Origin of the sequence: Dongia mobilis, from assembly GCF_004363235.1 — a bacterium.
Taxonomy (GTDB): Bacteria; Pseudomonadota; Alphaproteobacteria; order Dongiales; family Dongiaceae; genus Dongia; species Dongia mobilis.
Map to the genome: position 1 here is coordinate 833,590 of NZ_SNYW01000006.1, position 26,503 is coordinate 860,092.

The window sequence follows — 26,503 nt, forward strand, 5'->3', positions numbered from 1 at the left end:
TTCTCCATCGCATAAATCTGTGCTGGGACCCTAATATGGCATCCTTGGCTTCGCAACTGCTTCACCCGCTCATTCGATTCCGCCGACAACGCAGTAGCTGCCGCTTGGCAGGTGCCGTGCATCATCGGCGAGGGCGATCACGATCGATCCATAGGGTTGGCGCCATTCGCTGTGCATGACACAATATTTTTCCAGCGGCACAGGCAGGCGCGCGGTGAAACTGGCGCCGTTGCGCGCCGGTGCGACGGCGAGACCGTCGATGAAGAGCCGGAGATTGTCGGCGGTCGTCTCGCCCTCGACCAGGATATCGGCTTGATCGCCGCTCGCGTTGACGAGGCTTGCCCGGAGGCTGAGCGGGGCAGGCTCGGTCGCCCGTCGAGGGCCCATGCCCGCCATCCTATCGCTGGGCAAAGGGGGTGTGCGCGGCGGTGCCTGGCGCCGCTGGCCGGAATGCTCGAAGGCATAGGCATAGCGCAGCAGATTGGCATCGTCATAGGCCTTGCCGGCGAAGGTCAGGCCGACCGGCATGCCGGTATCCGCCATGATGCCCATCGGCACGGTGACGGTCGGAATGCCGAGATGGCGGATCACCAGGTTGCCGTTGGCGACCCAGGTGCCGTTGCGGAAGGCGATGTCGTAGGACACGGGATTGACGTCGGAATCGGCGGGTGCCACGTCGGCCACGGCGGGGAAGACGACGCCGTCCAGCTTCTCGGCATCGAGCCAGTCCTCAAGATCGATCTTGCGTGCGCGCTCCAGCCCGCGCAGGCCGTCGGGCAGGGTCGGTATCTCGTCAAGCTTCGGCACCTTTCTTGCCGCGCGGGCCGGGTATTCGGCGAGGTCGCTGGCGAAATTGCGCTCGGCGAGGCGGCCGGGCAGGGCGCCGGTCGGCAGCGGAAAGATCTTCTCGCCGGCGACATCGGCAAGGCGGTTGAGCGCCGGGTCGCCATTGGCCTGCAGGAAATCGTCCCAGGAAAACACCGCGAGGTCCCAGAACTCGTCCTGGAAATAGGTTGGGGGCACCAGCCCGCGCCTGGCCATGGCGGTCCCGTCGATCCCCTCGCGCTCGTAATTGGAGACGGCCGGGAAGTCGACCTCGACGACCACGGCGCCCCGGGCCTCGAGATCGCGCCGCGCCTGCTCCCAGAGTGCGATGACGCTGGCACGCGTCTCGATCGGTTCGGGCAGATCCGTCTTGCCGTTGATATACATGCGCGGGATGCCGAAGCGTTTGCCCTTGAGGGCAACCGCATCGGCCAGCGATTGGTAGCTGGCCGGCCGCATTGCGGAACTCTTCGGCAGGTCGATCCAGGGCTGCATGCGCCAGAAATCACCGCGCGGCTCGGGATCGTCGGCGACGACCACGTCGAGCACTTCCAGCATGTCGGCGACAGTCCGGGTATGCGGCACCACCACGTCCATGGTGGGGATGAGCGGCCAGTTGCCGCGCACCGAGATGACGCCGCGCGAGGGCGTATAGGCGACGAGGCCGTTGAGCGAGGCGGGCGCGCGGCCAGACGACCAGGTCTCCTCGCCGAGGCCGAAGGCGGCAAAGCTCGCCGCCGTCGCCGTGCCGGAGCCGTTGGAAGAGCCGGAGAAGAAACAGGCGGTGAGGAAGTCGCCGTTATAAGGACTTTCGGCGCGGCCATAGACGCCACGCTCCATGCCGCCATTGGCCATCGGCGGCATGTTGGTGAGGCCGATGAGCACGGCACCCCCGGCGCGCAATTGCGCGATGGTGAAGGCGTCGTCGCTGGCGACGAGGCGCTCGAAGGCAGGCGAACCGGAGGCGACGGTGAGGCCCTTTGCCTTGTAGCTATCCTTCGCCGTGTAGGGAACGCCGTCCAGCGGACCGAGCAGGCGCCCTTCTGCCCGGCGCAGATCGGACGCCTGCGCATCGGCGAACATCTGCGGATTGAAGACCGGCACGGCGTTGAGCCGGATGCCCTGCCGGTCGTAATGCGCAATGCGGTTGAGATAGGCCGCAACCAATTCGACGCTGGTCACAGTGCCGGCCTCGAGGGCCGCGCGGATCTCGGCAATGCCGGCTTCGACCAACTGGAAAGATGTCGCCATGATTGAGAAATTCCCCCTGAGACCAGGCCTGCTTGTCCCGGCCGTCATACACCGTGACCGGGGCCGGGAAAAAGGGTGCCGGATTTTGTGGCCGGGATGGATTGACCGAATCAGTGACGGGGATCGGCGGCAAACTGGGCTGGAGAGAATGGAGCGGGTGAGGGGAATCGAACCCCCGTCGTAAGCTTGGGAAGCTTCTGCTCTACCATTGAGCTACACCCGCATCCGGCCTGGACTGCGGCACGGCAGGTGGATCGCTTTATAGGCGATCGCCGGCACGCGTTCAACAACGGGCATTCGAAGACGGGTGCCCAGCGGCCGGGTGCAGCAAAGCGGAGCCGAGTGGGCGCGGCAGGAAATTTGCCGCCGGGGGAACTGGGCTGGGGCGGTCGGCGTTGACCTCGGGCGGATCGCATTGGGCATCCCACCCATCGACAGGAACCGGGGCGCCAGGAACCGGGGCGCCAGGAACCGGGGCGCCAGGAACCGGGGCGCCAGGAACCGGGGCGCCAGGAACCGGGGCGCCAGGAACCGGGGCCGTCGGCAAAGTAGCCAGGCAGAGTCCTGCGCCACGCTGTCGCAGCGAATCGGCCATCGTCCGCTGACGACCAAACAGGGGAACCGGAAAGGGGGGCAAGCCGGCCATATAGTCAACCGCTGGTAGTGCAAATGTAAACAATTCGTTAACACCACGTCGGTCCTGAACTGGGCTGGTGCGGGGCTGGTGCACGCATGGCCGCGGGCACGTGGAAGTGACTAGAATGACAGCGAAACTTGCGCGAAACGCGCAATCGTTCTTTTGACATGGGAGGGTGGTTTACCTATAGTGCGCGAGATGTCAGTGCTCTGGCTGGCTACGACCCGGGGGATGTCTCAAGAAGCGATCCGGAAAACTCAAGGCAGCTGAGACGAAGGCATAAGCCGAAATGGATTGGCGGGACGTGGTTGGACGTCAGGCCGGCTCCCATGAAATCGGCAAGGACAAGAAGCGAGGAGACGACAAAATGAAAATGTTGCGACTTCTGGCGGTTGTGGGGGCAGTTGGATTTCTGGCGGCCTGCACCACCGATCTCGATCGGATCCGTACCACCGAAGCAAGCGGCGGTACGCCGTTCACCCAGGCCCTGACCAATGAGTACCGTGACCTCGCCGTGTTCGAGGCCGACGAGATGTTCGACTGGCGTGATGCCGGTTACTTCGCCCGCCGCGGCCTTGCCGCTGCCGGTGGCGAAGTCGTGCAGCCGGAAGATCCGGCCAACCGCGACCTCCCGGCCGCTGCGCTCGGCGAGGTGACCGACATCCGTGGCCGCCTGCTGGCGGCACTCGATGGCGGCGCCCGCGACAACAAGCCGGAACTGGCCGCCCGCGCCCAGGCCCGCTTCGATTGCTGGCTCGAGCAGCAGGAAGAGAACTTCCAGTATGACCACATCAGTGCCTGCAAGGACGAGCTCCTCGCGGCCCTGGCCGAGCTTGAAGCCGCTCCGGCGCCCGTCGCCGAACCGGCCCCGGCTCCGAACGTCTATCTGGTGCTGTTCGACTTCGACCGGTCGAACATCAACGACGCGGCCCAGGCCGTGATCAACCAGGTGGTGGCGGACTTCCAGTCGAACCAGTCCTCCGCCATCTCGGTCACCGGTCACACCGACCGTGCCGGCTCCGATGCCTATAACGAGAAGCTCTCCGAGCGCCGCGCCGACGCGGTCCGCGAAGCGCTGATCGCCGCGGGCATCCCGGCCGAAGCCATCGCCACCGCGTGGCGTGGTGAGTCGGAGAACGCGGTCCCGACCGCTGATGGTGTTCGCGAGCAGGCCAACCGCCGCGCCGAGATCATCGTTCAGTAATCGACCAGTACACGCGTAACGCGGAACGGCGCCGGGGCAACCCGGCGCCGTTTCCGTTTGCGCTTTCCGGTTCCCTGCCTTTTCTGCCAGATGCGTCCAGGAATGCCGGCCAGGGCCGGGCGATGCCGCAAGGATCCCCGGGCCCTGCTAGCGGTGACGCTGCCGGTTGGATTCCCGCCGGCAATCGGTCTAAAATCCCGCTCTGACCGGCCCCGCGCGGGCCAATTCATTTCCCGTTGAAGTGCATGTACCAGCAGACAACTCGATCCATTACCGTCAGTGTCGAACCGACCTATCTTGATGACCAGTCCGCTCCGGACGAGGCGCATTTCGTCTGGAAATACCATGTCCGAATCGAGAATCGCGGCGACGAGACGGTGCAGCTGCGCAACCGCCACTGGCGCATCACGGATTCGCTGGGTCGCGTGCAGGAGGTGCGCGGCGCCGGCGTGGTCGGCGAGCAACCCGTGCTGCACCCGGGCGAGGCCTATGAATATACCAGCGGCACGCCGCTCAAGACGCCGTCAGGCATCATGGTTGGCACCTACGAGATGGAAAGTGCCAGCGGCGAGATGTTCAGCATCGGCATTCCCGCCTTTTCGCTGGACAGCCCCTACCAGCCGAAGCAGCTGAACTGACTCGAGCGACCGACGCCGTCGGCGGACGGCCGCATGGCAGTAGACTGGATATCCGCGCCAGATATCCAGTCGAAGGTGCCGGAAAGGATCCCAGGAAATGGCCAAGTCCACATCGAAACCGCGTCGCGCACCGACGAGGAGTCGCAGCGCCCGACCCAGCCAGGCCGAGGCCGAGGAGGCCGTGCGCACGCTGCTGCGCTGGGCGGGCGACAATCCTGCGCGCGAGGGATTGCTGGACACGCCCCGCCGCGTGGTGAAGGCCTATCGCGAATATTTCAGCGGCTACGACCTCGACCCGTCGCAGATCCTGAAACGCACGTTTGAGGAAACGGATGGCTATGACGAGATGATCGTCCTCAAGGACATCCGCTTCGAGAGCCATTGTGAGCATCATATGGCGCCGATCATCGGCCGCGCCCACATCGCCTATCTGCCGCGCAAACGCGTGGTCGGCATCTCCAAACTGGCGCGCCTGCTGGAATGCTATGCCAAGCGCCTGCAGATCCAGGAGAAGATGACGGCGCAGATCGCCAACACGCTGAATGACGAGTTGCAGCCGCGCGGCGTCGCCGTGGTGATCGATGCCAGCCATCATTGCATGACGACCCGCGGCATCCACAAGCCCGGCAGCTCGATGATCACCAGCCGCATGCTGGGCGCCTTTCGCACGGATGCCTCGACGCGGCGGGAATTCCTGGCCTTCATCGGCCTGCCGCCATCCAGCATCGGTACCGGTTCCTAAATGCTGCCGGCGACGGTTGCGCTGCTCGACCGGCTGGTCGCCTTCGACACGGTCTCGTCGCGGTCCAATCTTGGTCTCATTCGCTGGATCGGCGACTATCTCGCCGAACGCGGGGTGGCGGTCGAGATCGTGCCGGCGCCCGACGGCCAGCCAAAGGCCAATCTCTGGGCTACCATCGGGCCGCAGAAGGACGGCGGAATCGTGCTTTCGGGCCATACCGATGTCGTGCCGGTGGAGGGCCAGCCCTGGAGCAGTGATCCCTTCAAGCTGCTGGCAGCGAATGACCGTCTCTACGGCCGCGGCACCAGCGACATGAAGGGCTTCATCGCCCTCTGCCTTGCCCTGGTGCCGGAGATGCTGGCTCAACCTCTGATGACGCCGCTGCATTTCGCCTTCTCCTTTGACGAGGAGATTGGTTGCCTGGGTGCGCCGCATCTCCTGAAGGCGATCGGCGCCAAATTGCCGCGGCCGCGCCTTGCCATCATAGGCGAGCCGACCGGCATGAAACTGGGGGTGCGGCATAAGGGCGTCTATTCCTTCCGGACCGAGATCACCGGTCGCGACGGCCATTCGAGCCAGCCGGAACGTGGCCTCAACGCCATCAGCCTTGCCGCCGAGTTGATCGGCGAGATCACGCGCCTCTATGACGGGCTGCGGCGCGACGGGCCGTTCGATCACGCCTTCGATCCACCGCATTCCTCGCTCAATATCGGTGTGATCGAGGGTGGGACGGCGGTGAACATCATCGCGCGGCACTGCCATTTCCTGTGGGATTTCCGCGCCGTGCCGGGCGGCCATCCCGACCAGATTCTTCTGCCGCTGGCCGATTTCGCGGCGCGTCGGCTTGCCGCCATCCGGCGCGATTTTGCCGATGCCGCCATCGTCACGACGCCGCGCGTATCGGCGCCACCCCTGCTGGAGGAGCATGACGGCGCGGCCGAAGCGCTGTTGCGGCTGCTGACCGGCGCCAATGAAACCGTGAGTCTGCCCTTTGCCACCGAGGCCGGGCAGTTCCAGGAAGCAGGCATGTCCGCCATCGTCTGCGGCCCGGGCCATATCGCCCAGGCGCACCAGCCCGACGAGTATATCGACCTCGATCAGCTTGCCGCCGGCGAGGCGCTGCTGCGGCGCCTGATCGCCTGGGCGCGCGAGAACTGAGCGGAGATCCGCCCTGCGATGAGCCTGCTGCGGCAATTCCAACGCCACCCGGCCCCCGACTTTTCCGCCTATCGCCGCTTCATCGTGGCCGGACGCCATGTCGGCTGGGTGCGGCCTGCATTGATGGAGCGGCTGCGCCGCTTCGCACACTGCTTCGAGGCTGATCGCGAGACGCTGCGCCTGCATCCGGGGCTGGCCGAACCGCCGGCACGCAGCGCCGCCCTGGCCGAGGTTGTCGAGGCTTTGCGCAACGAGGGGCTGGTTCCCGGCTGGCGTGGCGAACTCTATCCGGTGACGACCGACTTTTTTGCCGAACCGCTGCTTGCCATCGAGCGCGCGTCGGCGCCGCTGTTCGGCACGCTGGCCTTCGGCATCAACGTCAACGGCTATGTCGGCCGCGGCTGGGGCATGAAGGTGTGGGTGGCCCGCCGCGCGCCCAGCAAGGCGGTCGACCCCGACATGCTCGACCTCCTGGTCGGCGGCGGTCAGCCGCTCGGTCTTGGTATCGAGGAGAACTTGCGCAAGGAATGCTGGGAGGAAGCCGGCATCCCGGCCGAACTGGCATTGGCGGCGCGGCCGACCGGGATCATCACGCTGCTGCAGGAGCGCGCCGAGGGGTTGCGTGTCGATCTGCAATTCAATTTCGACCTCGAACTCGATGCCGACTTCCGTCCGGTCAACCAGGACGGCGAGGTTGCCGGCTTCGAATGCCTCCCGGTCTCCGACCTCCTCCACCTTCTGCGCTCGACCGACGAATTCATGTATGACAGCGCCATCGTGAATCTCGACTTCCTGGTCCGCCAGGGCTTCATCGGTCCCGACGATCCGGAATACCTGCCGCTGGTGGCCGGAATCCGGCCGCCCTTGCCATATGCCTCGGCGGGAGACACGACATGAGTCTGCTCGAGCGTATCGAAAGCTGCCATCGCCACGATGTCGCCGGTTACCGGCCGTTCCTGGTGGAAGACCGGCGCGTCGGCTTCATGCGGCAGGATCTCGCGGTAGAACTGGCTCGCTATCCCAGTGTGTTTCGCGTCGACCCCGACCAGGTTTCCGTCGCCGAGCATCTCGACACGTTCGACTACCGCTCGGCCGCGATCGATTCCGTGATGCGCGAGATGCGCCAGCAGGGGCTGATCCGCGGCTGGCGCGACGAACTGTTCCCGGTGGCCGAGAGTTACGGCCGACCGCCGCTTTTCGACCTCGAGCGCGCGGCGGTGCCGCTCTTCGGTGTCAAGGCCTATGGCGTGCACGTCAACGGCTATGTCCAGCGCGATGGCGAAACCTGGCTCTGGGTCGGTCGTCGTGCCGCCAACCGGCCGATCGAACCCGGCAAGCTCGACCATCTGGTGGCCGGCGGATTGCCCGCCGGGATGAAGCCCTTCGACAACCTCATCAAGGAGGCGGCCGAAGAGGCATCGGTGCCGAAGGAACTGGCACGCCGGGCGCGGCCCTGCGGTGCTCTCAGCTATCGCATGGAACTGGATTCCTGCCTGCGCGACGACACGATCTTCGTCTATGACCTGGAACTGCCGGCCGATTTCGTGCCGCAGAACCATGACGGCGAGATCGCCGACTTCCAATTGATGTCACTGGGCGAAGTCGAGCGGCTGCTGGCCGAAACCACCAGCTTCAAATTCAATGTCGGGCTGGTGATCGTGGATTTCCTCATCCGGCACGGCCATATCGCCCCGGACCGTCCGGACTACGCCCAACTTGCCATGGCGGTCGCGCGCAAGCCCTGAGCAGAGCCGGACAGCAGGCAATCGGCGCAAGCCGCTCACACGCCGTTCATGACCTGCATCGAGCCGCGCCAGATCATGTCGATCGCGACATAGAAGATCACGGCAAGCCCGAAATAGGCGATCCAGGGATAGCGCTTCAGCAGGCTGGCGATGAGCGAGGCAGCGAGGCCCATCAGCGCGACCGACAAGGCGAGGCCGAAAATCAGGATGTTGGGATGGTCGTGCGCCGCACCGGCCACCGCCAGCACGTTGTCGAGCGACATGGAAACGTCGGCGATGACGATCTGCACGATGGCCTGGCGCATGGTCTTGGCGGGTGCCGCCCCGGGCAGGGCGCTCTCCCCCGCGGCAAGTTCCTTCCGCTCGTCGCTGCTCAGCCTCTCGCCCCTGCGCTGCGCCTCCAGCTTCCGCTCCCGGCGCTGGTGCTCGATCTCGCGCCAGAACTTCCAGCAGACCCAGAGCAGCAGCACGCCGCCGGCCAGAGTCAGGCCGAAGACAAGCAGGAGTTGGCTCGTCGCCAGCGCAAAGCCGATGCGCATCAGGGTGGCGGCGCCGATGCCGATCAGGATGACCTTGGTGCGTTGGTGCGCCGGCAGGCCGGCGGCCGCCAGGCCGACGACGATCGCGTTGTCGCCGGCCAGCACTAGATCGATGAAGATCACCTGGCCGAAGGCAACCATCTCTGGGCCGGTCAGCAGGCTGACGATGGTATCGAGGTCGAACATGCAGGCTTGGCTTTCCTGAAAGTGGCGGGGTGCGGTCGATCTAGTCCTGGAAACCTGCCAGTCGTCTGACATCGGCAGGTGAACGGCCCATCTCCCGCAGGGCGCGCAGGCTGGTGGCGTTGTCGCGCTTGGCGAGGCGGGTGCCGGTGCCATCGGTCAGCAGGCGATGATGCGCATAGGCCGGAACCGGCAGCTCAAGCAGCGCCTGCAGCAGGCGATGGATATGGGTGGCAGGCAGCAGGTCCATGCCGCGCGTGACCAGCGTAACACCCTGCCAGGCATCGTCCAGGGTGACGCAAAGGTGATAGCTGGCGGGAATGTCCTTGCGGGCCAGCACGACGTCACCCAGAAGTTCGGGCGTCGCGGCGATGCGGCCCTCGGTTTCATCCTCGAAGAAGAGATCGCCGACCAATGCCCGGGCCCTGGCCATGTCGAGGCGCAGGGCGAACGGCCGGCCGGCATTCCGCAGCGCCGCCGCCTGATCCGGGTCGAGGTGGCGGCAGGTCCCAGGATAAAGCGGCCCGTCGGGACCCTGCGGTGCCGCGCCGGCGGAAGCGATGTCCTTGCGCGTGCAGAAGCAGGGATAGAGCAGGCCGGCTGCTTCGAGGCGCTCTAGGGCCGCGTCATATTCGGCAAAGTGGTCCGACTGGCGGCGTATTTCCCCGTCCCAGTCGAGCCCGAGCCAGGCGAGGTCCTCGATCAGTGCCGTTTCGAATTCCGGCCGAGATCGGGTCCGGTCGATATCCTCGATCCGCAGCAAGAAACTTCCCCCCGAACGGCGCGCCCGCGACCAGCCGACCAGTGCTGAAAATGCGTGTCCCAGATGAAGCAGCCCGGTCGGGCTGGGCGCAAATCTTGTTACCGGCGGGTGCATCCAGTTCTAGTAGGTCGGACTGCCGGCGCATGCAATGGCAAACCCCAGTGAACTGGCGTGAAATATGGTCGCGACTTGGCGAGAGCGCCGGAATGCCGGCGCCGGTGCTTCGGGTCATCCGCGGGAGGAAGTTTCGATCCGGGCGGCGAGGGTTGCGAACCAGTGCCGGCGCCCCTCGATTTCCGCAATCTCCAGTTCCAGCCAGGATGACAGGTAGCTGTCTTTGCGGATGGCCGGGGCATAGGCGCGCAGATCGCCGAGCCGTGCCAGTTCCTTGTCGCAGGCCTCGATCATCAGCTGCAATTGCTGGCACTGGCTCTCCGGCGGCAGGCAGTTCAGGAAATGCATCTTGAGGGCGATGATCAGCTTGTTGACCTCGCCCAGCGACCCGCGCAGGCGCGTCGTCATCAGGCGATGCAGTTCCGCCCGACCGTCCTCGGTCAGGCGCATGATCTGGGCCTCGGGTGGCTGCCGCGGATCGGAAGCCTCGATCAGACCCTCGATCTTGAAAAGTTCCAGGGAGGGGCCGAGCAATTCCAGCGACGGCCCGACGATGCGGCCGATGAAGTGCCGGATTTCCCGGGCGAGGTCGGCATAGCTCTGCTCGCCCTGCCACAGCAGGCCGAGGGCGGCCAGGCGCACCGCTTCCGACGGGATGAGGCTGTTATCCTTGTACATGCCGGCTCGACTGGCCCCTTCAACGTGATTGCGGGGATGGATGTAGCGCGTTTGCACCCGCGGCGGAACCACGAACCGGCATGTCATGTCCCCGCCGGCGCCGAACTGCCTGGAACGGACCTGCCTGGAACGGACCTGCCTGGGGCGAACCGGCATGACCATGCCATGATTGCGGTTGTGCGGTGCAGCATTTTACGCCAGAATGACGGGAAAGATAAAGGCCGGCCGCCCATCGGGCGCCGGCAAAAGAAGGCCGCAGGAGGAAGACGAGATGAGTGTGCATGCCTCGTCCGGTTCAGCACCGGCAGCCGGTGCTACGACCAAGCGCCTGACCGCGCCCGAGTTCTCGGCCCGCAAGGGTGGTGAGCCGCTGGTCTGCCTTACCGCCTATACGACGCCCATGGCGCAGCGGCTCGATTCCCATGTCGATCTGCTGATGGTGGGCGATTCGCTCGGCATGGTCCTCTACGGTTTCGACAGCACCCTGCCGGTGACGCTCGAGATGATGATCCAGCACGGCGCTGCCGTGGTGCGCGGCTCGAAGCAGGCGCTGGTGGTGGTCGACATGCCGTTCGGTTCCTATCAGGAAAGCCACGAGCAGGCGTTCCGTTCCGCTGCGCGCATCATGAAGGAAACCGGCTGCCAGGCCGTCAAGATGGAAGGTGGGCGCGAGATGGCCGAAACCGTCGCCTTCCTGACGCGCCGCGGCATTCCCGTGATGGGCCATGTCGGCCTGATGCCGCAATCGGTCAACACGCTGGGCGGCTACCGCGCGCGCGGCCGCGGCGACCAGGAAGCGGCAGGCGTCATGGCCGATGCCATCGCCATCGCCGAGGCCGGTGCCTTTTCGATCGTCCTAGAGGGCGTGATGGAACAGATCGGCCAGGCAGTCACCAGCCGCATTCCGGTGCCGGTGATCGGTATCGGCGCGTCTGCCGCCTGTGACGGCCAGGTGCTGGTGGCGGAGGACGTTTTCGGCCTGTTCAGTTCGTTCAAGCCGCGCTTCGTCAAGCGCTATGCCGATCTCGGCAGCGAGATCGAGGAAGCGGCGGCGCGCTATGCCGCCGAAGTGCGCGGTCGCGACTTTCCGGGGCCCGAGCACATCTTCGGCGCCGTGAAAAAGCACGGTTGAGCCGGAGGTTCCGGGCGCATTTCCGAATGTCTGGTCCAGCCATCGTTCACCGGGTCGCCGACCTGCGCGCCCAGATTCATGCCTGGCGCGCCGGCGGCGAGACGATCGGCCTGGTGCCGACCATGGGCGCGCTGCATGACGGACACCTCTCACTGGTGGCCGCGGCCAGGCGCGACAACACCCGCACGGTGGCCACGATCTTTGTCAATCCGACCCAATTCGCGCCGCATGAGGACCTTGCCGCCTATCCGCGCGATCCCGCGGGCGATGCGGCCAAGCTCGGCGCCGCTTCCTGCGATCTCCTGTTCGCGCCTGAAATCGGCGAGATGTATCCCGATGGCTTCGCCACCTCGGTCGCGGTTTCGGGCCTGACGCGGCATCTCTGCGGCGCCACGCGCCCGGGACATTTCGGCGGCGTCGCCACGATCGTCACCAAACTGCTGTTGCAGGCACTGCCGGACCGCGCCTATTTCGGCGAAAAGGATTTCCAGCAATTGCAGGTGATCCGCCGCCTGGTGCGCGACCTCGATATTCCGGTCAAGGTGGTAGGCGTGCCGACACTGCGCGAGGCCGATGGCCTCGCCATGTCGTCGCGCAACCGCTATCTTTCCGCCGAAGATCGGACAATGGCGGCGCAACTGCCGCGAACCTTGCGCGAGAGTGCTGCCCGGATCGCATCGGGCGGCGAGGTCGCACCGATCCTGGCGGATGCGGCGGCTGCCCTGCGTGCCGCCGGTTTCACCACGATCGACTATATCGAACTCTGCGATGCCGAGACGCTGCAACCGATCGCCGGGCCGGCTCCCGGTGCCCGCCTCTTTGTGGCCGCCTGGCTGGGGCGGACGCGCCTCATCGACAACTGGCCGGTCGGCTAGGCGGCGTCAGCCCTTCTTCAGTTTGACGATCGGCTGCGCGAACTGCAGTTCGATGTCCCATGGAAAATAGATCCAGGTATCCTGCGACACCTCGGTGACGAAGGTGTCGACCAGCGGTCGCCCCGATGGCTTCGCATAGATCGTGGCGAAATGCGCCTTGGGCAGCATGTCGCGCACCACGCGCGCCGTGCGGCCGGTATCGACCAGGTCGTCGATGATCAGCCAGCCCGAGCCGTCGCCCGGCACGTCCTTCAGCACCTTGATCTGGCCCGGGCGGTGGTCGTCGGAATAGCTCTGCATGCACACGGTATCGAGCAGCCGGATGTCGAGTTCGCGGGCGATGATCGCGGCCGGCACCAGGCCGCCGCGGGTGATGGCGACGATGCCGTTGAACGGACCCTTCTCGATAAGTCGCCAGGCGAGCGCCTTGGCTGTCCTGTGCAATTCTTCCCATGAGACGGGAAAGGTTTTCTGCGGGTCCGACATGGTGGTTCCTCAATGTGTTAACGGGCCCAGGACGGTGATTCCGCCCGCGGCCACTCGGTCACAGCAATATCCGAAGGCCGCGGCAGCGGCAATTGCCGTGCCGTCTCCGGGCCCGGCAAAATGCCGGAATCGCGCGCCGCGACAACCTGTCAAGGGTCGATATTGCAGTGCAAAAATCCCTATTGCGCCCATTGCCGTCGGATGACAGGATGCGCACCCATTGAGGGCCGAGCCCGGATTGCAGTACCGGGCCGCGCCGATGTGAGACAGGGCCTCAAGCAAGGGATGGAGTTACACGTTTGATCCGGCGCCCGTAAAACCGGGCAGCGACCGGAGACAGCGTGCCACCAAACCGAAGTGACCAGTACAAGCCAATCAGAAAGTGGCGCGGTGGCCGAACCGCCGCGCGTAGACACATCAGCGTCCGGCCGTGAAGGCGGCGAAGGCGGGCCGACGCCGGGCGGCCGGCTAGCGCCGCTGGCCATCGGCGCACTCGGCGTGGTGTTCGGCGATATCGGTACATCGCCCCTTTATACCTTCCGCGAGGCGTTTCACGGCGCGCGCGAGACGGTGGCCGTGCCCGAGCATGTGTTCGGCATTCTGTCGCTGATCTTCTGGACCGTCACCATCATCGTGAGTTTCAAATACGCGCTGCTGATGCTGCGTGCCGACAACCAGGGGCAGGGCGGCCTGCTGGCGCTGATCGGCCTTGCCATCCGCTCGGCGGCGAAATCCGGCCGGCGCGAGAAGTTCCTCGCCCTCGGCATCGTCGGCGCTGCGCTGTTCTACGGTGACGGCATGATCACGCCGGCAATCTCGATCCTCTCTGCCGTCGAGGGCCTGGAGGTTGCCAGGCCGGAACTTGGCTTTCTGGTGATCCCGATCACGATCGCCATCGTCATCGCGCTGTTCGCGGTGCAGCGCTTTGGCACCGGCCATGTCGGTATCTTCTTCGGTCCCATCATCATGCTGTGGTTCACGACCCTTGGCGTGCTTGGCATTCTGCAGATCGTGCATCATCCGGAGATTTTGCTGGCGCTGTCGCCGCACTATGCGATCGCTTTCCTGGCGCAGAATATCGGGCTCGCTTTCCCGGTCATGGGCGCCGTGCTGCTGGCGGTGACCGGTGCCGAGGCGCTCTATGCCGATCTCGGGCATTTCGGCCGCAAGCCGATCCAGCTTGGCTGGTTCGCCTTCGTCCTGCCCTGCCTGATGCTGAACTATTTCGGCCAGGGCGCGCTGGTGCTGGAGCGGCCGGAGGCGGTCAGCAACCCATTCTACCTGCTGGCGCCCGAATGGTTCCTCTATCCGCTGATCGGTCTTGCCACCCTGGCAACCATCATCGCTTCGCAGGCGGTGATCTCGGGCGCCTTCTCGCTCTCCTGGCAGGCGATGCGCATGGGCATTTGTCCCCGCCTGCTGATCGAGCATACCTCGGCCCACCATCACGGCCAGATCTACGTCCCGCAGATCAACTGGATCCTGATGGTCTGCGTCATCCTGCTGGTGATCGGCTTCAAATCCTCGAGCGGCCTTGCCAGCGCCTATGGCATCGCCGTCACCGGCACCATGATCATCGACACCGTCATCGCCTTCTTCGTCTTCCGGGCGCTGTGGAAGTGGAGCCTGCGGCGCACCCTGCTGGTCTGTGGCTTCATCCTGCTGGTGGAGAGCATGCTGTTGGGCTCGAGCCTCCTCAAGGTGATGGATGGCGGCTGGTTCCCCCTGCTGATTGGCGCCGTCATCATTTTCATCCTGTCGACCTGGATGGATGGGCGTGGCCTGCTGGCGCGCCGCCACGGCGCCGGTTCGTTGACCGAGGAGGAGTTCCTGGGGGCGCTGTCCGAACGGCACCTCAAGCGCGTGCCCGGCACCTCCCTGTTCCTGACGGCGCAAACCGACCGCGTGCCCTTCGCGCTGCTCCACAACATGCGCCACAACCGTGTGCTGCACGAACGCATCGTCATGACCACCCTGACGACCGAGGCGCGGCCCTTCGTGCCGGAGGCCGAGCGCGTCGAGGTCCGGCATTTCGATCGCGGCTTCTCGCGCCTCATCGTGCATTACGGTTTTGCCGACGAACCCGACCTGCCGGCGGCCATGCGCCTCGCTTCACGGTACGGCCTTGAGCTTGACCCGGAGGGTGTCTCGTATTTCATCGGGCGCGAACGCATCGTCCCGCGCCAGAAATCTGCCATGTCGGGCTGGCGCCGCTGGCTCTTCATCCTGTTGTCGGACACCGAGATCTCGGCATCCGACTACTTCAAGATTCCCGTCGGTCGCATCATCGAACTGGGCGCCCGCACCGAGATCTGACGCTTTCCTGTAGCATTGCATCGCGTCTTGATATGAATCAAGACGCGAACCGCCAGCAACCGCCAGACTGCCAAGGTGGCTGCGGGCAGCCACATCCCCCAACCCGTTCCGCCGGGATTCGGCCGGTGATGGAGGCAAGCGACAGGGATGCATCCTGCCAACGACGCTCAATCGGCAGAAACCCCGATGGCCGCTCTCGGCCGCCGGCTCGCTGCCAGTCCGGACTGGCACGCCCATCCTGCCAGCGAGGCGGTGGCGACACTGGCCGGCAGCCAGCAAGGTCTGGCCGAAGCAGAGGCCGCGCGCCGGCTGGCCGCATTCGGGCCGAACCAGTTGCCGGCAAAGCCCGGGCGCCATCCGGCGCTGCGCTTCCTGCTGCAGTTCCATAACGCTCTCATCTATTTCCTTCTGGTGGCCGCCATCGGCGCGACGCTGCTGGGGCATTTGGTCGACGCCGCCGTCATTTTCGCCGTCGTCACGGTGAACGCCATCGTCGGCTTCGTCCAGGAGGGCAAGGCCGAGAATGCGCTGAACGCCATCCGGCGCATGGTCTCCGCCCACAGCCAGGTGCTGCGCGACGGCCAGCGCCGCGCGATCGATGTCGCCGGCCTTGTCCCCGGCGATATCGTCATGCTGGAAGCCGGCGACCGCGTGCCGGCCGATTTGCGCCTGCTGCGATCGCGCTCGCTGCGCATCGATGAGGCGATGCTGACCGGTGAATCCGTCGCCGTCGATAAGGGCGAGGCGCCGGTCGCCACCGTTGCCATGCTGGGCGACCGTACCTGCATGGCCTATTCCGGCACGCTCGTGGTGATGGGGCAGGGCACGGGTGTCGTCGTCGCGACTGGTGCCGCGACCGAGATCGGCAGGATCGGCACGCTGATCGAACAGGCCGAGGATCTGAGCACGCCGCTGCTACGCCAGATCAATCGCTTCGGCCGCACCTTCACCTGGGTGACCGCCGGTGTGGCGGCGGCGCTGATGGCCTTTGCCGTCCTGGTGCGCGGCTTCGACTGGGTCGATGCGCTGATGGCCGTCGTGGCACTTGCTGTGGGCGCGGTGCCGGAAGGATTGCCGGCCGTCATCACCATCACGCTGGCAATCGGTGTGCAGCGCATGGCGCTGCGCAAGGCCGTCGTCCGCCGCCTGCCTGCAGTCGAGACGCTGGGTGCCACATCGGTGATCTGCTCCGACAAGACCGGCACGCTGACCCTCAACGAGATGCTGGCGCGCCGCGTGGTCATCCCGGGCCACGACATCCGCGCCGGCGGCACCGGCTATGTGCCGAGCGGCCCGCTCGAGGTCGAGGCGGGTGACGACGATATCAATTCGGTCGCCGCGGCGGCGGCGATCCTGCGCTGCGCCATCCTGTGCAACGATGCCGAGATCAACCGCCGGGAGGAGGAGTGGCTGGTGACCGGCGACCCCATGGAGGGGGCGCTGGTCGTCCTCGGCATGAAGGCCGGCTTCGATTTCCGCCATGTGCGCCATGAATGGCCGCGCCTGGACGAGGTGCCGTTCGATGCGCAGCATCGCTATATGGCGACGCTGCATCGCGGTCTCGCCGGCGAGAAGTTCGTCTTCGTCAAGGGCGCGCCGGAACGGCTGCTGGCCATGTGCGGCGGCCAGATCGGCCATGGCGAGCGGCAGGTCCTCGACCATTCCCATTGGGAGGCGCAGGTCTCGCGCGCCGCGGCCGAGGGCGAGCGTGTCCTGGGCTTCGCCATGATGATAGCGGCCGACAGCGTGAGCGACCTGCAATCGCTGCGGCTGGACGGCAATCTGACCTTCCTCGGCATCGTCGGCTTCATCGATCCGCCGCGACCCGAAGCGATCGCGGCGGTGGCCGAATGCCATTCGGCGGGCATCGCCGTGAAGATGATCACCGGTGACCATGCCATGACGGCGGCCGCCATCGCGCGACAGCTGGGCCTTGCCGACAATCCCGAGGTGGCTACCGGCGCCGATATCGACGGGGTGGCGGATTCGGATCTGCCGGCGCTGGCCGCCCGCACCAGCGTCTTTGCCCGCACCAGTCCGGAGCACAAGCTGCGCATCGTGCGCGCGCTGCAGAGCAACGGCGCCGTCGTCGGCATGACCGGCGACGGCGTCAATGACGCGCCCGCCCTCAAGCAGGCGGATATCGGCATCGCCATGGGGCGCAAGGGTACCGAGGCGGCGAAGGAGGCGTCCAACATGGTATTGTTGGACGACAATTTCGCCTCCATCGTCGCCGCCGTGCGCGAGGGGCGCACGGTCTATGACAACATCCGCAAGGTGATCGCCTGGACGCTGCCGACCAATGGCGGCGAGGTGATCGCCGTCATCGCCGCGATCCTGTTCGGCTTCACCATGCCGATGACCGCAGCCCAGATTCTCTGGATCAATCTGGTGACCTCGGTGACGCTGGGCCTGGTACTGGCCTTCGAACCGGCCGAACCCGGGATCATGCGGCGGCGGCCGCGCCGGCCGGATGCGCCGCTGCTCTCCCGCTTTCTGGTGTGGCGGTTGGCGCTGGTCTCGTTCCTGTTCATGGGCGGTGTGTTGTCGGTGTTCTTCTTCGCCCTGGCGAGGGGCGAGGGCGTCGAGGTGGCGCGCACCATGGTGGTGAATGTCATCGTGGTGATGGAGATCTTCTATCTCTTCAACGTGCGCTATCTGCACACCACCTCGTTTTCCCTGACCGGTATCCTCGGCACGCGCTCGGTGCTGGTTGCGGTCGGCATCGTGACAGCGGGGCAGATCGCCTTCACCTATCTGCCCTTCATGAACTGGGCCTTCGCGACCGCGCCGCTGGGGGTGGCCGATGCCGCCCTGGTGATCGCGCTCGGCATCCTGCTGCTGGTGGTCCTCGAGATCGAAAAGGTCGTGACGCGGCGCTGGCGGCTGTTCGGCGAGGAAATCAACTGAGCCGGCGATCGGCGCACCTCCGCCAGAGCATTGTTGTCAGAGCATATCCATCTGCCGTTCGGTCTCCTCCGGCCAGCCTAGGCGTCCCAATCCGGGCACGCGCAGGGCCGGCTGCAGCACGTCGACCCCGAAATTGAGGCCGAGGAGGTTGATCTCGATCCCCTCCTCGAGGCCGAGGGTCAGGCCGGCGACACCCAGCAGCGATGCCTGCACGCCGGTGCCGCTCGGCGCCCAGGCGAAGCTGGCGTCGAGCGCGCGGTAATCCTTGCCGATCGCATTGGCCGGAATGTCGAGGCGCAGTTCCGGCACGCTGCGCGCGACATGGGCGAGGAAAGTGTTGCTGTTGGGGCCGGGCCAGGAGCGGTAGGTGTCGCGATGCGGATAGGCCTCGATCGCGGCCTCGATCCGTTCGATGAGGGCGTCGACATTGGCGCCGCGATAGCTTGCCATCAGCTGCGGCTCGGCGCCGAACCAATAGGCGTCGGGGGCCGCGTAATTGCGCTTCACCACATCGCCGCCGCCCCAGCCCACCACCTCATAGCGGGTATAGCGGCTCTCGCCGCTCCGCTTCAGGATGATCCAGGGATGGGTCGCCACATAGCCGCGCCAGTTGAAGGCGCGGGCGGTATAGAACTGCACCACCGCTTCCGGCGTCTGCGCGGGATCGGGGGCGAGGCCGGCGGAATGGCGCGGCGCATCCCGCCAGGTGCCGTCATAGGCGACCCCGCGCGCGATGCTGAAGGCGAGCGGCACCAGGATGAGGGCGGCGAGGGACCAGAACAGGATCTTCATTCACACACTTTCTTCCCGAAGCGGTTCCAGGTAGCAGCCGCTGATCCGCCAGGAGCCGTCCGGCTGTTGCTGCATTATATAGTGGGCGATGTAGCCCTTGCCATCCGGGCCGATCACGAAGACCTGCTGATCGGGCCCCCGCGGGGTATCGACCAGGTCGCGGAACTCGACCGCCTGGGGCCGGTAGACCGGGGCATAGCCGGTCCGCACCATTTCCATGAAATTGGCCGGCGAGCCGAACTTCACCTGCAGGTCGGGCGAGGCGAAGGAAAAGGCGGTTCCGGCATCATCCGCCTGGAAGGCCTGCATCTGCGCCCGGATGATCCGCTCGGCGGCGGCGCGGGGTGTTTCCTCCGCCCTGGCCAGTTGCGGCCCGGCGAAGACCAGGAGGGCGGTCAGGACAAGGGTGGCGAGGCGGGTCATCGGCGTTCCTCCCCTAACTTCACCCCCTGATTACGGCGATTTTCCGGCGCCGGATCGGCTGCAAAAGCAAACCGGCGCCCTTTCGCAAGGGCGCCGGTTGCTGTTCGAGGTTGGGTTTGTAGAGGGTTAAGCCGTTGTCAGATCACGCAAATATCAGCGCACATAGACATGCACTTCGTTGACCTGGGTATTGGGGTCGTTGACCTGGGCGATGCCGATGCGGTCCGGCGGCAGGCCCATATTGAGGAGCGAGCGCGAGACACGGTTGGCATTGGTCCGGGCGATGTCGCTGTTGAGCGCCACCTGGGCTGGCTGGCCCATGGCGGGGGCGACACCGACCACGTCGAAGGCGGCGTTGGGGCGCATCTCCAGGGCCTTGGACGCGGCCTGGTAGAGCGCCTGCTCGTAGGAAACATTGGGCCGGTCGAAGCGGATGACGACCAGCGGCCGGCCGGTGCTCATCCCGGCCAAGGGCGGCAAAGCGGGCTGGGCCGGCGGCGCATAGGCGCGGCTGGCCAGCGTGGTGCCATAGATCTGGCCGGTGCTGACCGAGCTGGCCAGCATGGTCAAATTGCTGCGCTCGGTGCCGAGGAAATTGGTCTGGCGCGAAATGTCCTCGGAGAGCTGGTTCAGCAGCCGGTCGATCGAGACCGTGGTCTGGTTGGTCTGGTCCTCGAGGATGCGCAGCTGCCGGTGGTCCTCGTCGACGGCGCCGGAAACCGTATAGGCGGCACGGATCGAATCCAGCAGATAGCTGGAAAAGGCCGCGTTATTGGCGACGTCGTTGGACAGGCGGTTCATCTGGTCGAGGTCGGAGCCGATCTGGTCCAGCTGCGACTGCGCCTGCTGCCAGGCGGTGGTGACCATCGGATTGCCCGGGGTGGTGCCCATCTGCAGCTTGCCGTTGATGGCCCCGACCGTGGTCTGGTAGCCGGCGGCATTACGCTCGGCGCTGGCCCGCAATTCCTGGTGCTTCAGGGCCTGCTGCTGCACCGCCTGCTGCAAGCGGTTGAGATCGCTGCGAACCTCGATCACCTTCTGGCCGACCAGGGTGCCCGTCGGCTGCCCCGGCACGTTCGAGACGCCGGTCGCCACATTGGCGCCGACCGGTGCGCCGGAGACCGACGGCACCACCGCATTGTTGACGAATTCGCAGCCACCCAACAGCAGCGGAGCGGCCACAGCCGCCAGCCAGACATGTTTCTTCATGCGTGCCGAACCCCGAAAAGCAGCGAACTGACCCATGACCCCATACCCATCCCGGGCCGCTCAAACCGTTACCCTACAAGATTTCTTGGCAGCTTTCAGGACAAGAATCAACCAAACAAGTCGCTTGCGGCCGGGCGACTCCGTGTGATGCCGGCAACAGGGTGGCGCAAGGGTCACAGAGCGAGGGTCACAGATGCCCCCGATGCCGATCGAGCCCGGGCGCCCGGACGCGCCCGGCCGGCGAATCGCCGCAGCAGCCAGGGGTGCCCCGGCAGGCCCCCGATCGCCCCCAAAGGATGCAGAATCAGGTGCTTGACCCCGGTCGGCACCGGCAAATCCGGCGCCAGCCAAAGGGCTTGCAATCGCCGGCGCCTTTCGGCTAGTTTCCGCCACCGTTTGGCACCGCCCGGCCCTGGCCGGCGCCCTTTCTCAAAGCCAGACCCAGCGCGCCCGTAGCTCAATTGGATAGAGCATCTGACTACGGATCAGAAGGTTAGGAGTTCGAATCTTCTCGGGCGCGCCATTATGTCGAATTTTCAGCCGCACAGCATTTAGAACAGCTCGAGCCAAACTTTGGCTCTGGGTAGCCATGTAAGACCCTAAGAAAATATCGGGCTTGAGTGCTGCTTTTGCGGCATCGGTTCGTCGCGTGGCGAGATAATGCCGAGATGCGTTCGGTTTTGGTCGTTCGCCCGCGGCTCGGCCGCCTTCCGGTGTGCTGAGATTTTCGACTAGGCTGAGCAATTCACGCAGTCATACTGTGGCCCTGTTCAGGTCGGACTATTGATGGTCTGCGACGCAGGCATTCAACAATCAGCAAAGGGGAGGGCGTGATTGAAACCTCGGTTCCCGCCTACTACTCCATTGATGCCGGCTCATTTTGTCGAGCCTATCGGATACGTAATGATTGCTCATGCTGATCTGGATGAGACACTTAGGAATGCAATAATCTTGCTGTCTGGCATGGACCCGAATGCTGGCTGCGCTGTGCTGTCCGGAATGATGATTCGAGCTCGGGTTGACATCTTTCAGAAACTCGTACGCACAAAGGCTCAGTCAATCGATGACCTAGCGAAAATGCTCACAATTGGCGATGTGATAAACCAAGTTTCGGACGAGAGAAACACCCTCGCGCACCGCTTACTCTACAGTTGGAGTCCCGAAACGAACGAGATTGTTTACTTTAGGGACGTCAATTTGACGAACCCGCAAATCAGGATCTCTAGGCCGTATGTGGCGTCGGTCGATAGCATTTGCGACTTATCCTGGAGAATTGCTCGCGCTGCTGCGTGGCTCGGGATGTTGCAGCAAAGGTGGTTGCCGAATGATGCAAAGATGCCGATAGATGATTCTACAGCTCGGCGTCATCCGGACTGGGAGCAAAACGATCGCCTCCCTTGGCAAGCAGAGTTTCTGAAGAAGCTTGAGAGCGAAAGAAAAAGCCTCAGAACGTGCACTTACTAAATGAGTGAGGGGGACAAATCAGCGCGTTCATTCACTCCTATCTCGTCCGCGCTGCTGAATTTTGGCCTCGTATGTGCCAAGTGACCTGAGCCCGCGAACATCCTTCATGCGTGCGCCGAATCCACCCCTGGATTGAGCCCCCAATTCCCGATCTGCGCCGATCTGAAACGGCCCACTCCGCCCGGGCCGGTTGCACATGGCCCGCAGGCGCGTTATCGAGTTCCCCGGCCATGCCGCCCTGCGGCGCATCGCGATTGATCTCTGGAAGGGAAATTTCCCATGCATGTTCTCATCATCGGTGCCGCCGGCATGGTCGGGTCGAAGCTGATCGGGCGGCTGGTGGCCGATGGCGGCCTGGGCGGCCGGGCAATCGAGGCGCTGACCCTGGTCGATGTCATGCCGCCGGCGGCACCTGCCGGGTTCGGCGGCAAGGTGGCGACGCTGACCGCGGATTTGTCGCAGCCGGGGGCAGCTGAGAAACTGATCGCCGCGCGGCCGGATTTGATCTTCCATCTGGCCGCCATCGTCTCGGGCGAGGCGGAGGCCGATTTCGAGAAGGGCTATCGCATCAATCTCGACGGCACCCGCGATCTCTTCGAGGCGATCCGCCGCGAAGGCCTGCGCGCACCCTATCGGCCGCGCCTCGTCTTCACCTCCTCGATCGCCGTCTTCGGCGCACCTTTCCCGGAGAAGATCGACGACAACTTCCTCAGCACGCCGCTCACCTCCTACGGCACGCAGAAGGCGATCGGCGAATTGCTGCTCTCCGATTATGCGCGGCGCGGCTTCTTCGACGGCATCGGCATCCGCCTTCCCACCATCTGCATCCGGCCGGGGAAGCCGAACAAGGCGGCCTCCGGCTTCTTCTCCAACATCCTGCGCGAGCCGCTTTCGGGCATCGAGGCCGTGCTGCCGGTGGCCGAGACTGTCCGCCACTGGCATGCCAGCCCGCGCGCCGCCGTCGGTTTTCTGCTGCACGCCGCCACCCTTGACCTGGCGCAGGTAGGACCCCGCCGCAATCTCTCCATGCCGGGCCTCTCGGCGACAATCGGCGAGCAGATCGAGGCGCTGCGCCGGGTGGCGGGTGAGAAGGCGGTGAAGCTCATTCGCCACGAACCGGATCCGGTGATCCAGAAGATCGTCGCGGGCTGGCCCAGCAATTTTGATCCGGCCCGCGCGCTCTCGCTCGGCTTCCGCGCCGAAAGCAATTTCGACGAGATCATCCGGGTCCATATCGAGGACGAACTGGGCGGCCGGATCGGCTGATCCAGCCGCTGCTAAATCCGATCGCGCCAGGCAAGGCCGGCCACGGTCCCCGCCGCCGGCCGGTATTCGCAGCCGACGAAACCCTGATAGCCGAGGGCCTCCAGTTCGCGCAGGATTCGGATGTCATCGAGTTCGCCGCTGCCGGGCTCGTGGCGCTCCGGCACGCCGGCGATCTGCACATGGCCGATCAGGGGAAAGAGCGCCTGCAGGCCGCGGATCACGTCGCCCTGCAGGATCTGGCGGTGATAGATGTCGAATTGCAGGCGCAGATTGGGCCGCGCCAGTTCGGCGATGAGGTCGGCGGCGAAGGCGAAATCGTCGAGGAAATAGCCGGGCATGTCGCGCCGGTTGATGGGCTCGATCATGATCTCGATTCCGGCCGGGCCGGCTTCGTCGCAGGCGTATCGGAGCGCATCGCGATAGGCGGAACAGGCGGCGGCATCGCGCCGCTCGGCGCGGCCGCTCATGACATGGAGGCGCCTGGTGCCGAAGATTTCGGCATAGCGCAGGGCCAGTGCCACGCCGCTGCGGAATTCCAGCATGCGGTCGGGCAGCGCGGCGATGCCACGCTCGCCCGCCTCCCAATCGCCCGGCGGCAGGTTGAAGAGTGCCTGGGTGAGCCCGTTCTTCTGCAGGGCGGCAGCAATCTCGTCCGCGGCGAAGTCATAGGGAAAGAGAAACTCGACCGCGTCGAAGCCGTTGTCGCGCGCCGCCCGGAAGCGCTCCATGAAGGGCCATTCGTTGAACATCATCGAGAGGTTGGCCGCGAGCCGAATCATGGGCGTCATCCGCGAAAGGAACGGGCAGGCGGCGCCACTATCACAGGCGCCCTGCGGCCGGGCAACCGAAACCGCGCCGGCACGCAGGGCCAGCGTCATGCGATGGGGTCGGTTTTTCCGATCCGCGGCTTTGGAGTTTCGTAATAGGCAGCGGCAAGCCACCCTGTTAAGCGTGTGCCATCTCATCGTCCGGCGCCGCAACCCGTGGGCATGGGTCGCGCGGGGGGCGCGCCAGCCGGATCCTGGCCGGACAATGTGTCCGGCACAGGCGTGGCGCCAACAGAGGAAGCAGAGATGCAGGTCGAGAAGGTTGATACGCTCGTCATCGGCGGCGGGCAGGCGGGTCTCGCCATGAGCGAGCATCTGAGTGCCAGCGGCCTGTCGCATCTGGTCCTCGAACGGCACCGGATCGCCGAACGCTGGCGTTCGGAGCGGTGGGATTCGCTGGTCGCCAACGGCCCCGCCTGGCACGACCGCTTCCCCGGCATGACCTTTCCCCGCACCGGGCCGGACGGCTTCCCGCCCAAGGAGGAGGTGGCCGATTACTTCGTCGCCTATGCCGAGAAGATCGCGGCCCCGATCCGCTGCGGCGTCGCCGTGACGAAGGTCGAGCCGCATGCCGGCCGGCCTGGTTTCCGCGTTGAAACCTCGGCCGGTGTTATCGAGGCCGACAATGTCGTCGCCGCCACCGGCCCGTTCCAGGTGCCGCTCATTCCTTCCGTGGTGCCGGCGGATACCGGCATCCAGCAGATGCATTCCAGCGCCTACCGCAATCCCGGCCAGTTGCCGGCGGGTGCCGTCCTGGTGGTCGGTGCCGGCTCCTCCGGCGTGCAGATCGCCGACGAGCTGATGCGGGCGGGACGGCGCGTCTATCTGTCGGTCGGTCCACATGAGCGGCCGCCGCGCGCCTATCGCGGGCGCGATTTCTGCTGGTGGCTGGGCGTCCTCGGCTTGTGGGATCTCGAGACGCGCGAGCCCGGCATGGAGCATGTCACGATTGCAGTGAGCGGCGCCCATGGCGGCTATACCATCGACTTCCGCCGCCTGGCCGAGATGGGCATGATTCTGGTCGGCCGCACCGAAGGCTGCCGCGACGGCGTGATGAGCTTCGCCCCCGACCTTGCCGAGAACCTCGCCCGGGGTGATGCCAGCTATCTTTCGCTGCTGGATGCCGCCGATGCCTTTGTCGCCGCCAACGGCCTCGACCTGCCGGAGGAGCCGGAGGCGCGCAGGATCGGGCCCGACCCGGATTGCGTCACCCATCCGATCCGGCAACTGAACCTGGCCGATGCCGGCATTACCGCGATCATCTGGGCGACCGGGTTCGGCGTCGATTATTCCTGGCTGAAGGCCGACATCTTCGATGAGCGCGGCCGGCCCCGCCATGTCCGCGGTGTCACCGCTTTGCCGGGGCTCTATTTCCTCGGCCTGCCCTGGCAGTCGCGGCGCGGCTCAAGCTTTATCTGGGGCGTGTGGCACGACGCCAAGTTCCTGGCCGACCGCATCGCCACCAGGCACAAATACATGGCCTATCACGAAGCCGCCGGCTAATTCCCGCGGCTTCGCCGCCGGTCAGCGACCGACCAGCTGCTGCGCCATGGCCCGGATGAGGCGCGGCAGGTCATAGGGAAAGCGCGCGGTAATCAGGTTGCCATCGACAACGCAGGGTTCGTCGAGCACCGTCGCCCCGGCATTCTCGAGATCGATCTGGATGTTCCAGACGGCGGTGGCGCGTTTCCCCTTGAGGATGCGCGCACTCACCATCACCCATTGCCCGTGGCAGATGGCGGTGGTCGGCTTGCCGGCATCGAACATGGCGCGCACGAAGGCGGTGGCGTGCTTGTCGGCGCGCAGGGCGTCCGGGTTCCAGCAGCCGCCGGGCAGCAGCACGGCATCGTAATCGGCGGCCTTCGCCTCGTCGGTATAGCGATCGATCTTCAGCCAGCCGGCATTCTCCATCAGGCGGATCGCCAGCACATGGGTGGCGCATTGCGGCGGGAAGCGCAGGCCCAGCGTCGGGTGGAACTCGCCGATCCGGGGCGAGACGATATGCACCGTGGCGCCATGTTCGTTCAGCCAGCGCTGCGCGCCGATGATCTCGACCTCCTCGACGCCGTTGGTGCAGCAGATGGCGATGCGCTTGCCCTTCAGCAGGTTGGGATCCGTGGGCGGATCGAACAGGAAGCTCTTCAGTTCGCGGTTGAGCTCGCCATCGGCCGTGACCAGTAATTCGGTCGAGATCGTCGGCACCGGCGAACTCGACATCAATTGCTGCATGCGCTGGAAGGCGGCTTGCGAGGATGCGTTCATGTTTTCCTGCCCCTGATTTTTCTGATCGTTTGACGCGCTGATCTTGCGCGCCTGATCGAACCAC

General features: G+C 65.4%; 22 protein-coding genes and 2 tRNA genes. 13 read left to right on the forward strand and 11 right to left on the reverse strand.

The features are described 5' to 3' along the window. Positions 1-69: 69 nt before the first annotated feature. Together A8950_RS05465 and A8950_RS05470 are read right to left on the reverse strand one after the other, a co-directional pair. Entirely contained in the window at positions 70-2,076 is a 2,007-nt protein-coding gene (locus A8950_RS05465; RefSeq protein WP_133612568.1) for an amidase, read from the reverse strand. A gap of 149 nt (positions 2,077-2,225) precedes the next feature. Continuing rightward, positions 2,226-2,299, reverse strand: a tRNA-Gly gene (locus tag A8950_RS05470). 703 nt (positions 2,300-3,002) lie between these two features. On the opposite strand from A8950_RS05470, the gene A8950_RS05480 reads away from it, so the two are divergent. The 6 genes from A8950_RS05480 (at position 3,003) to A8950_RS05505 (ending at position 8,200) form a co-directional block, all read left to right on the forward strand. Beyond that, complete coding sequence (locus tag A8950_RS05480) at positions 3,003-3,917, forward strand: OmpA family protein (protein WP_208109738.1); 915 nt, start codon at positions 3,003-3,005, stop codon at positions 3,915-3,917. A gap of 245 nt (positions 3,918-4,162) precedes the next feature. Then, positions 4,163-4,555: a Co2+/Mg2+ efflux protein ApaG gene (apaG, locus tag A8950_RS05485; protein WP_133612570.1), complete on the forward strand. Its 393-nt coding sequence runs from the start codon at positions 4,163-4,165 to the stop codon at positions 4,553-4,555. 97 nt (positions 4,556-4,652) lie between these two features. Then, positions 4,653-5,297, forward strand: coding sequence for a GTP cyclohydrolase I FolE (gene folE, locus A8950_RS05490; RefSeq protein ID WP_133612571.1), 645 nt, complete (start codon positions 4,653-4,655; stop codon positions 5,295-5,297). After that, positions 5,298-6,455, forward strand: coding sequence for an acetylornithine deacetylase (gene argE, locus A8950_RS05495; protein ID WP_133612572.1), 1,158 nt, complete (start codon positions 5,298-5,300; stop codon positions 6,453-6,455). Positions 6,456-6,473: 18 nt separating this feature from the next. Further along, positions 6,474-7,352 (forward strand): DUF4743 domain-containing protein, encoded by an 879-nt coding sequence (locus A8950_RS05500; protein WP_133612573.1) that lies wholly within the window; start codon positions 6,474-6,476, stop codon positions 7,350-7,352. Continuing rightward, entirely contained in the window at positions 7,349-8,200 is an 852-nt protein-coding gene (locus A8950_RS05505; protein WP_133612574.1) for a DUF4743 domain-containing protein, read from the forward strand. The genes A8950_RS05500 and A8950_RS05505 overlap by 4 nt, the downstream gene beginning before the upstream one ends. A gap of 35 nt (positions 8,201-8,235) precedes the next feature. Here A8950_RS05505 and A8950_RS05510 read toward each other — a convergent pair whose 3' ends face one another. The 3 genes from A8950_RS05510 to A8950_RS05520 all read right to left on the reverse strand — a co-directional run bounded on the left by A8950_RS05510 (position 8,236) and on the right by A8950_RS05520 (position 10,477). Continuing rightward, a complete protein-coding gene (locus tag A8950_RS05510; protein WP_133612575.1) occupies positions 8,236-8,925 on the reverse strand; it encodes a TerC family protein in 690 nt (229 codons plus the stop codon). A 40-nt stretch (positions 8,926-8,965) separates the two neighbouring features. Then, on the reverse strand, positions 8,966-9,799 hold the full coding sequence (gluQRS, locus tag A8950_RS05515) for a tRNA glutamyl-Q(34) synthetase GluQRS (RefSeq protein WP_133612576.1): 834 nt from the start codon (positions 9,797-9,799) through the stop codon (positions 8,966-8,968). 114 nt (positions 9,800-9,913) lie between these two features. After that, positions 9,914-10,477 carry a hypothetical protein gene (locus A8950_RS05520; RefSeq protein ID WP_133612577.1) on the reverse strand — a complete coding sequence of 188 codons (564 nt, stop codon included), beginning with the start codon at positions 10,475-10,477 and terminating at the stop codon, positions 9,914-9,916. 271 nt (positions 10,478-10,748) lie between these two features. Between A8950_RS05520 and panB the strand changes: the two genes are divergently transcribed. Further along, positions 10,749-11,609 carry a 3-methyl-2-oxobutanoate hydroxymethyltransferase gene (gene panB, locus A8950_RS05525; RefSeq protein WP_133612578.1) on the forward strand — a complete coding sequence of 287 codons (861 nt, stop codon included), beginning with the start codon at positions 10,749-10,751 and terminating at the stop codon, positions 11,607-11,609. 26 nt (positions 11,610-11,635) lie between these two features. Further along, positions 11,636-12,484, forward strand: a complete 849-nt coding sequence (gene panC, locus A8950_RS05530) for a pantoate--beta-alanine ligase (RefSeq protein WP_133612579.1) — start codon at positions 11,636-11,638, stop codon at positions 12,482-12,484. 6 nt (positions 12,485-12,490) lie between these two features. Here panC and gpt read toward each other — a convergent pair whose 3' ends face one another. Continuing rightward, the gene (gene gpt, locus A8950_RS05535) at positions 12,491-12,970 is read right to left on the reverse strand and encodes a xanthine phosphoribosyltransferase (RefSeq protein ID WP_133612580.1); all 480 of its coding nucleotides are present in this window, start codon (positions 12,968-12,970) and stop codon (positions 12,491-12,493) included. A gap of 390 nt (positions 12,971-13,360) precedes the next feature. Here gpt and A8950_RS05540 point away from each other — a divergent pair, with 390 nt between their 5' ends. Then, positions 13,361-15,286 (forward strand): potassium transporter Kup, encoded by a 1,926-nt coding sequence (locus tag A8950_RS05540; protein ID WP_133612581.1) that lies wholly within the window; start codon positions 13,361-13,363, stop codon positions 15,284-15,286. A gap of 186 nt (positions 15,287-15,472) precedes the next feature. After that, complete coding sequence (locus A8950_RS05545) at positions 15,473-18,196, forward strand: HAD-IC family P-type ATPase (protein WP_133612582.1); 2,724 nt, start codon at positions 15,473-15,475, stop codon at positions 18,194-18,196. Positions 18,197-18,232: 36 nt separating this feature from the next. On the opposite strand, the gene A8950_RS05550 is transcribed toward A8950_RS05545, so the two are convergent. The 3 genes from A8950_RS05550 to A8950_RS05560 all read right to left on the reverse strand — a co-directional run bounded on the left by A8950_RS05550 (position 18,233) and on the right by A8950_RS05560 (position 20,620). Then, the gene (locus tag A8950_RS05550; RefSeq protein WP_133612583.1) at positions 18,233-18,988 is read right to left on the reverse strand and encodes a DUF3750 domain-containing protein; all 756 of its coding nucleotides are present in this window, start codon (positions 18,986-18,988) and stop codon (positions 18,233-18,235) included. Then, the gene (locus A8950_RS05555; protein WP_133612584.1) at positions 18,989-19,411 is read right to left on the reverse strand and encodes a DUF4864 domain-containing protein; all 423 of its coding nucleotides are present in this window, start codon (positions 19,409-19,411) and stop codon (positions 18,989-18,991) included. Between the two features lie 153 nt (positions 19,412-19,564). After that, the gene (locus A8950_RS05560; RefSeq protein WP_133612585.1) at positions 19,565-20,620 is read right to left on the reverse strand and encodes a hypothetical protein; all 1,056 of its coding nucleotides are present in this window, start codon (positions 20,618-20,620) and stop codon (positions 19,565-19,567) included. Positions 20,621-21,066: 446 nt separating this feature from the next. Here A8950_RS05560 and A8950_RS05565 point away from each other — a divergent pair. Beyond that, positions 21,067-21,143, forward strand: a tRNA-Arg gene (locus tag A8950_RS05565). Between the two features lie 1,220 nt (positions 21,144-22,363). Beyond that, positions 22,364-23,350 carry a D-erythronate dehydrogenase gene (gene denD / locus A8950_RS05570; protein WP_133612586.1) on the forward strand — a complete coding sequence of 329 codons (987 nt, stop codon included), beginning with the start codon at positions 22,364-22,366 and terminating at the stop codon, positions 23,348-23,350. Between the two features lie 11 nt (positions 23,351-23,361). On the opposite strand, the gene otnI is transcribed toward denD, so the two are convergent. Beyond that, positions 23,362-24,129, reverse strand: coding sequence for a 2-oxo-tetronate isomerase (gene otnI / locus A8950_RS05575; RefSeq protein WP_133612587.1), 768 nt, complete (start codon positions 24,127-24,129; stop codon positions 23,362-23,364). Between the two features lie 294 nt (positions 24,130-24,423). Here otnI and A8950_RS05580 point away from each other — a divergent pair, with 294 nt between their 5' ends. Beyond that, positions 24,424-25,680: a flavin-containing monooxygenase gene (locus tag A8950_RS05580; RefSeq protein ID WP_133612588.1), complete on the forward strand. Its 1,257-nt coding sequence runs from the start codon at positions 24,424-24,426 to the stop codon at positions 25,678-25,680. Positions 25,681-25,701: 21 nt separating this feature from the next. Here the strand turns inward: A8950_RS05580 and A8950_RS05585 are convergent, their stop codons facing one another. Continuing rightward, positions 25,702-26,439 carry a type 1 glutamine amidotransferase domain-containing protein gene (locus A8950_RS05585; protein WP_166645010.1) on the reverse strand — a complete coding sequence of 246 codons (738 nt, stop codon included), beginning with the start codon at positions 26,437-26,439 and terminating at the stop codon, positions 25,702-25,704. Positions 26,440-26,503: the final 64 nt, after the last annotated feature.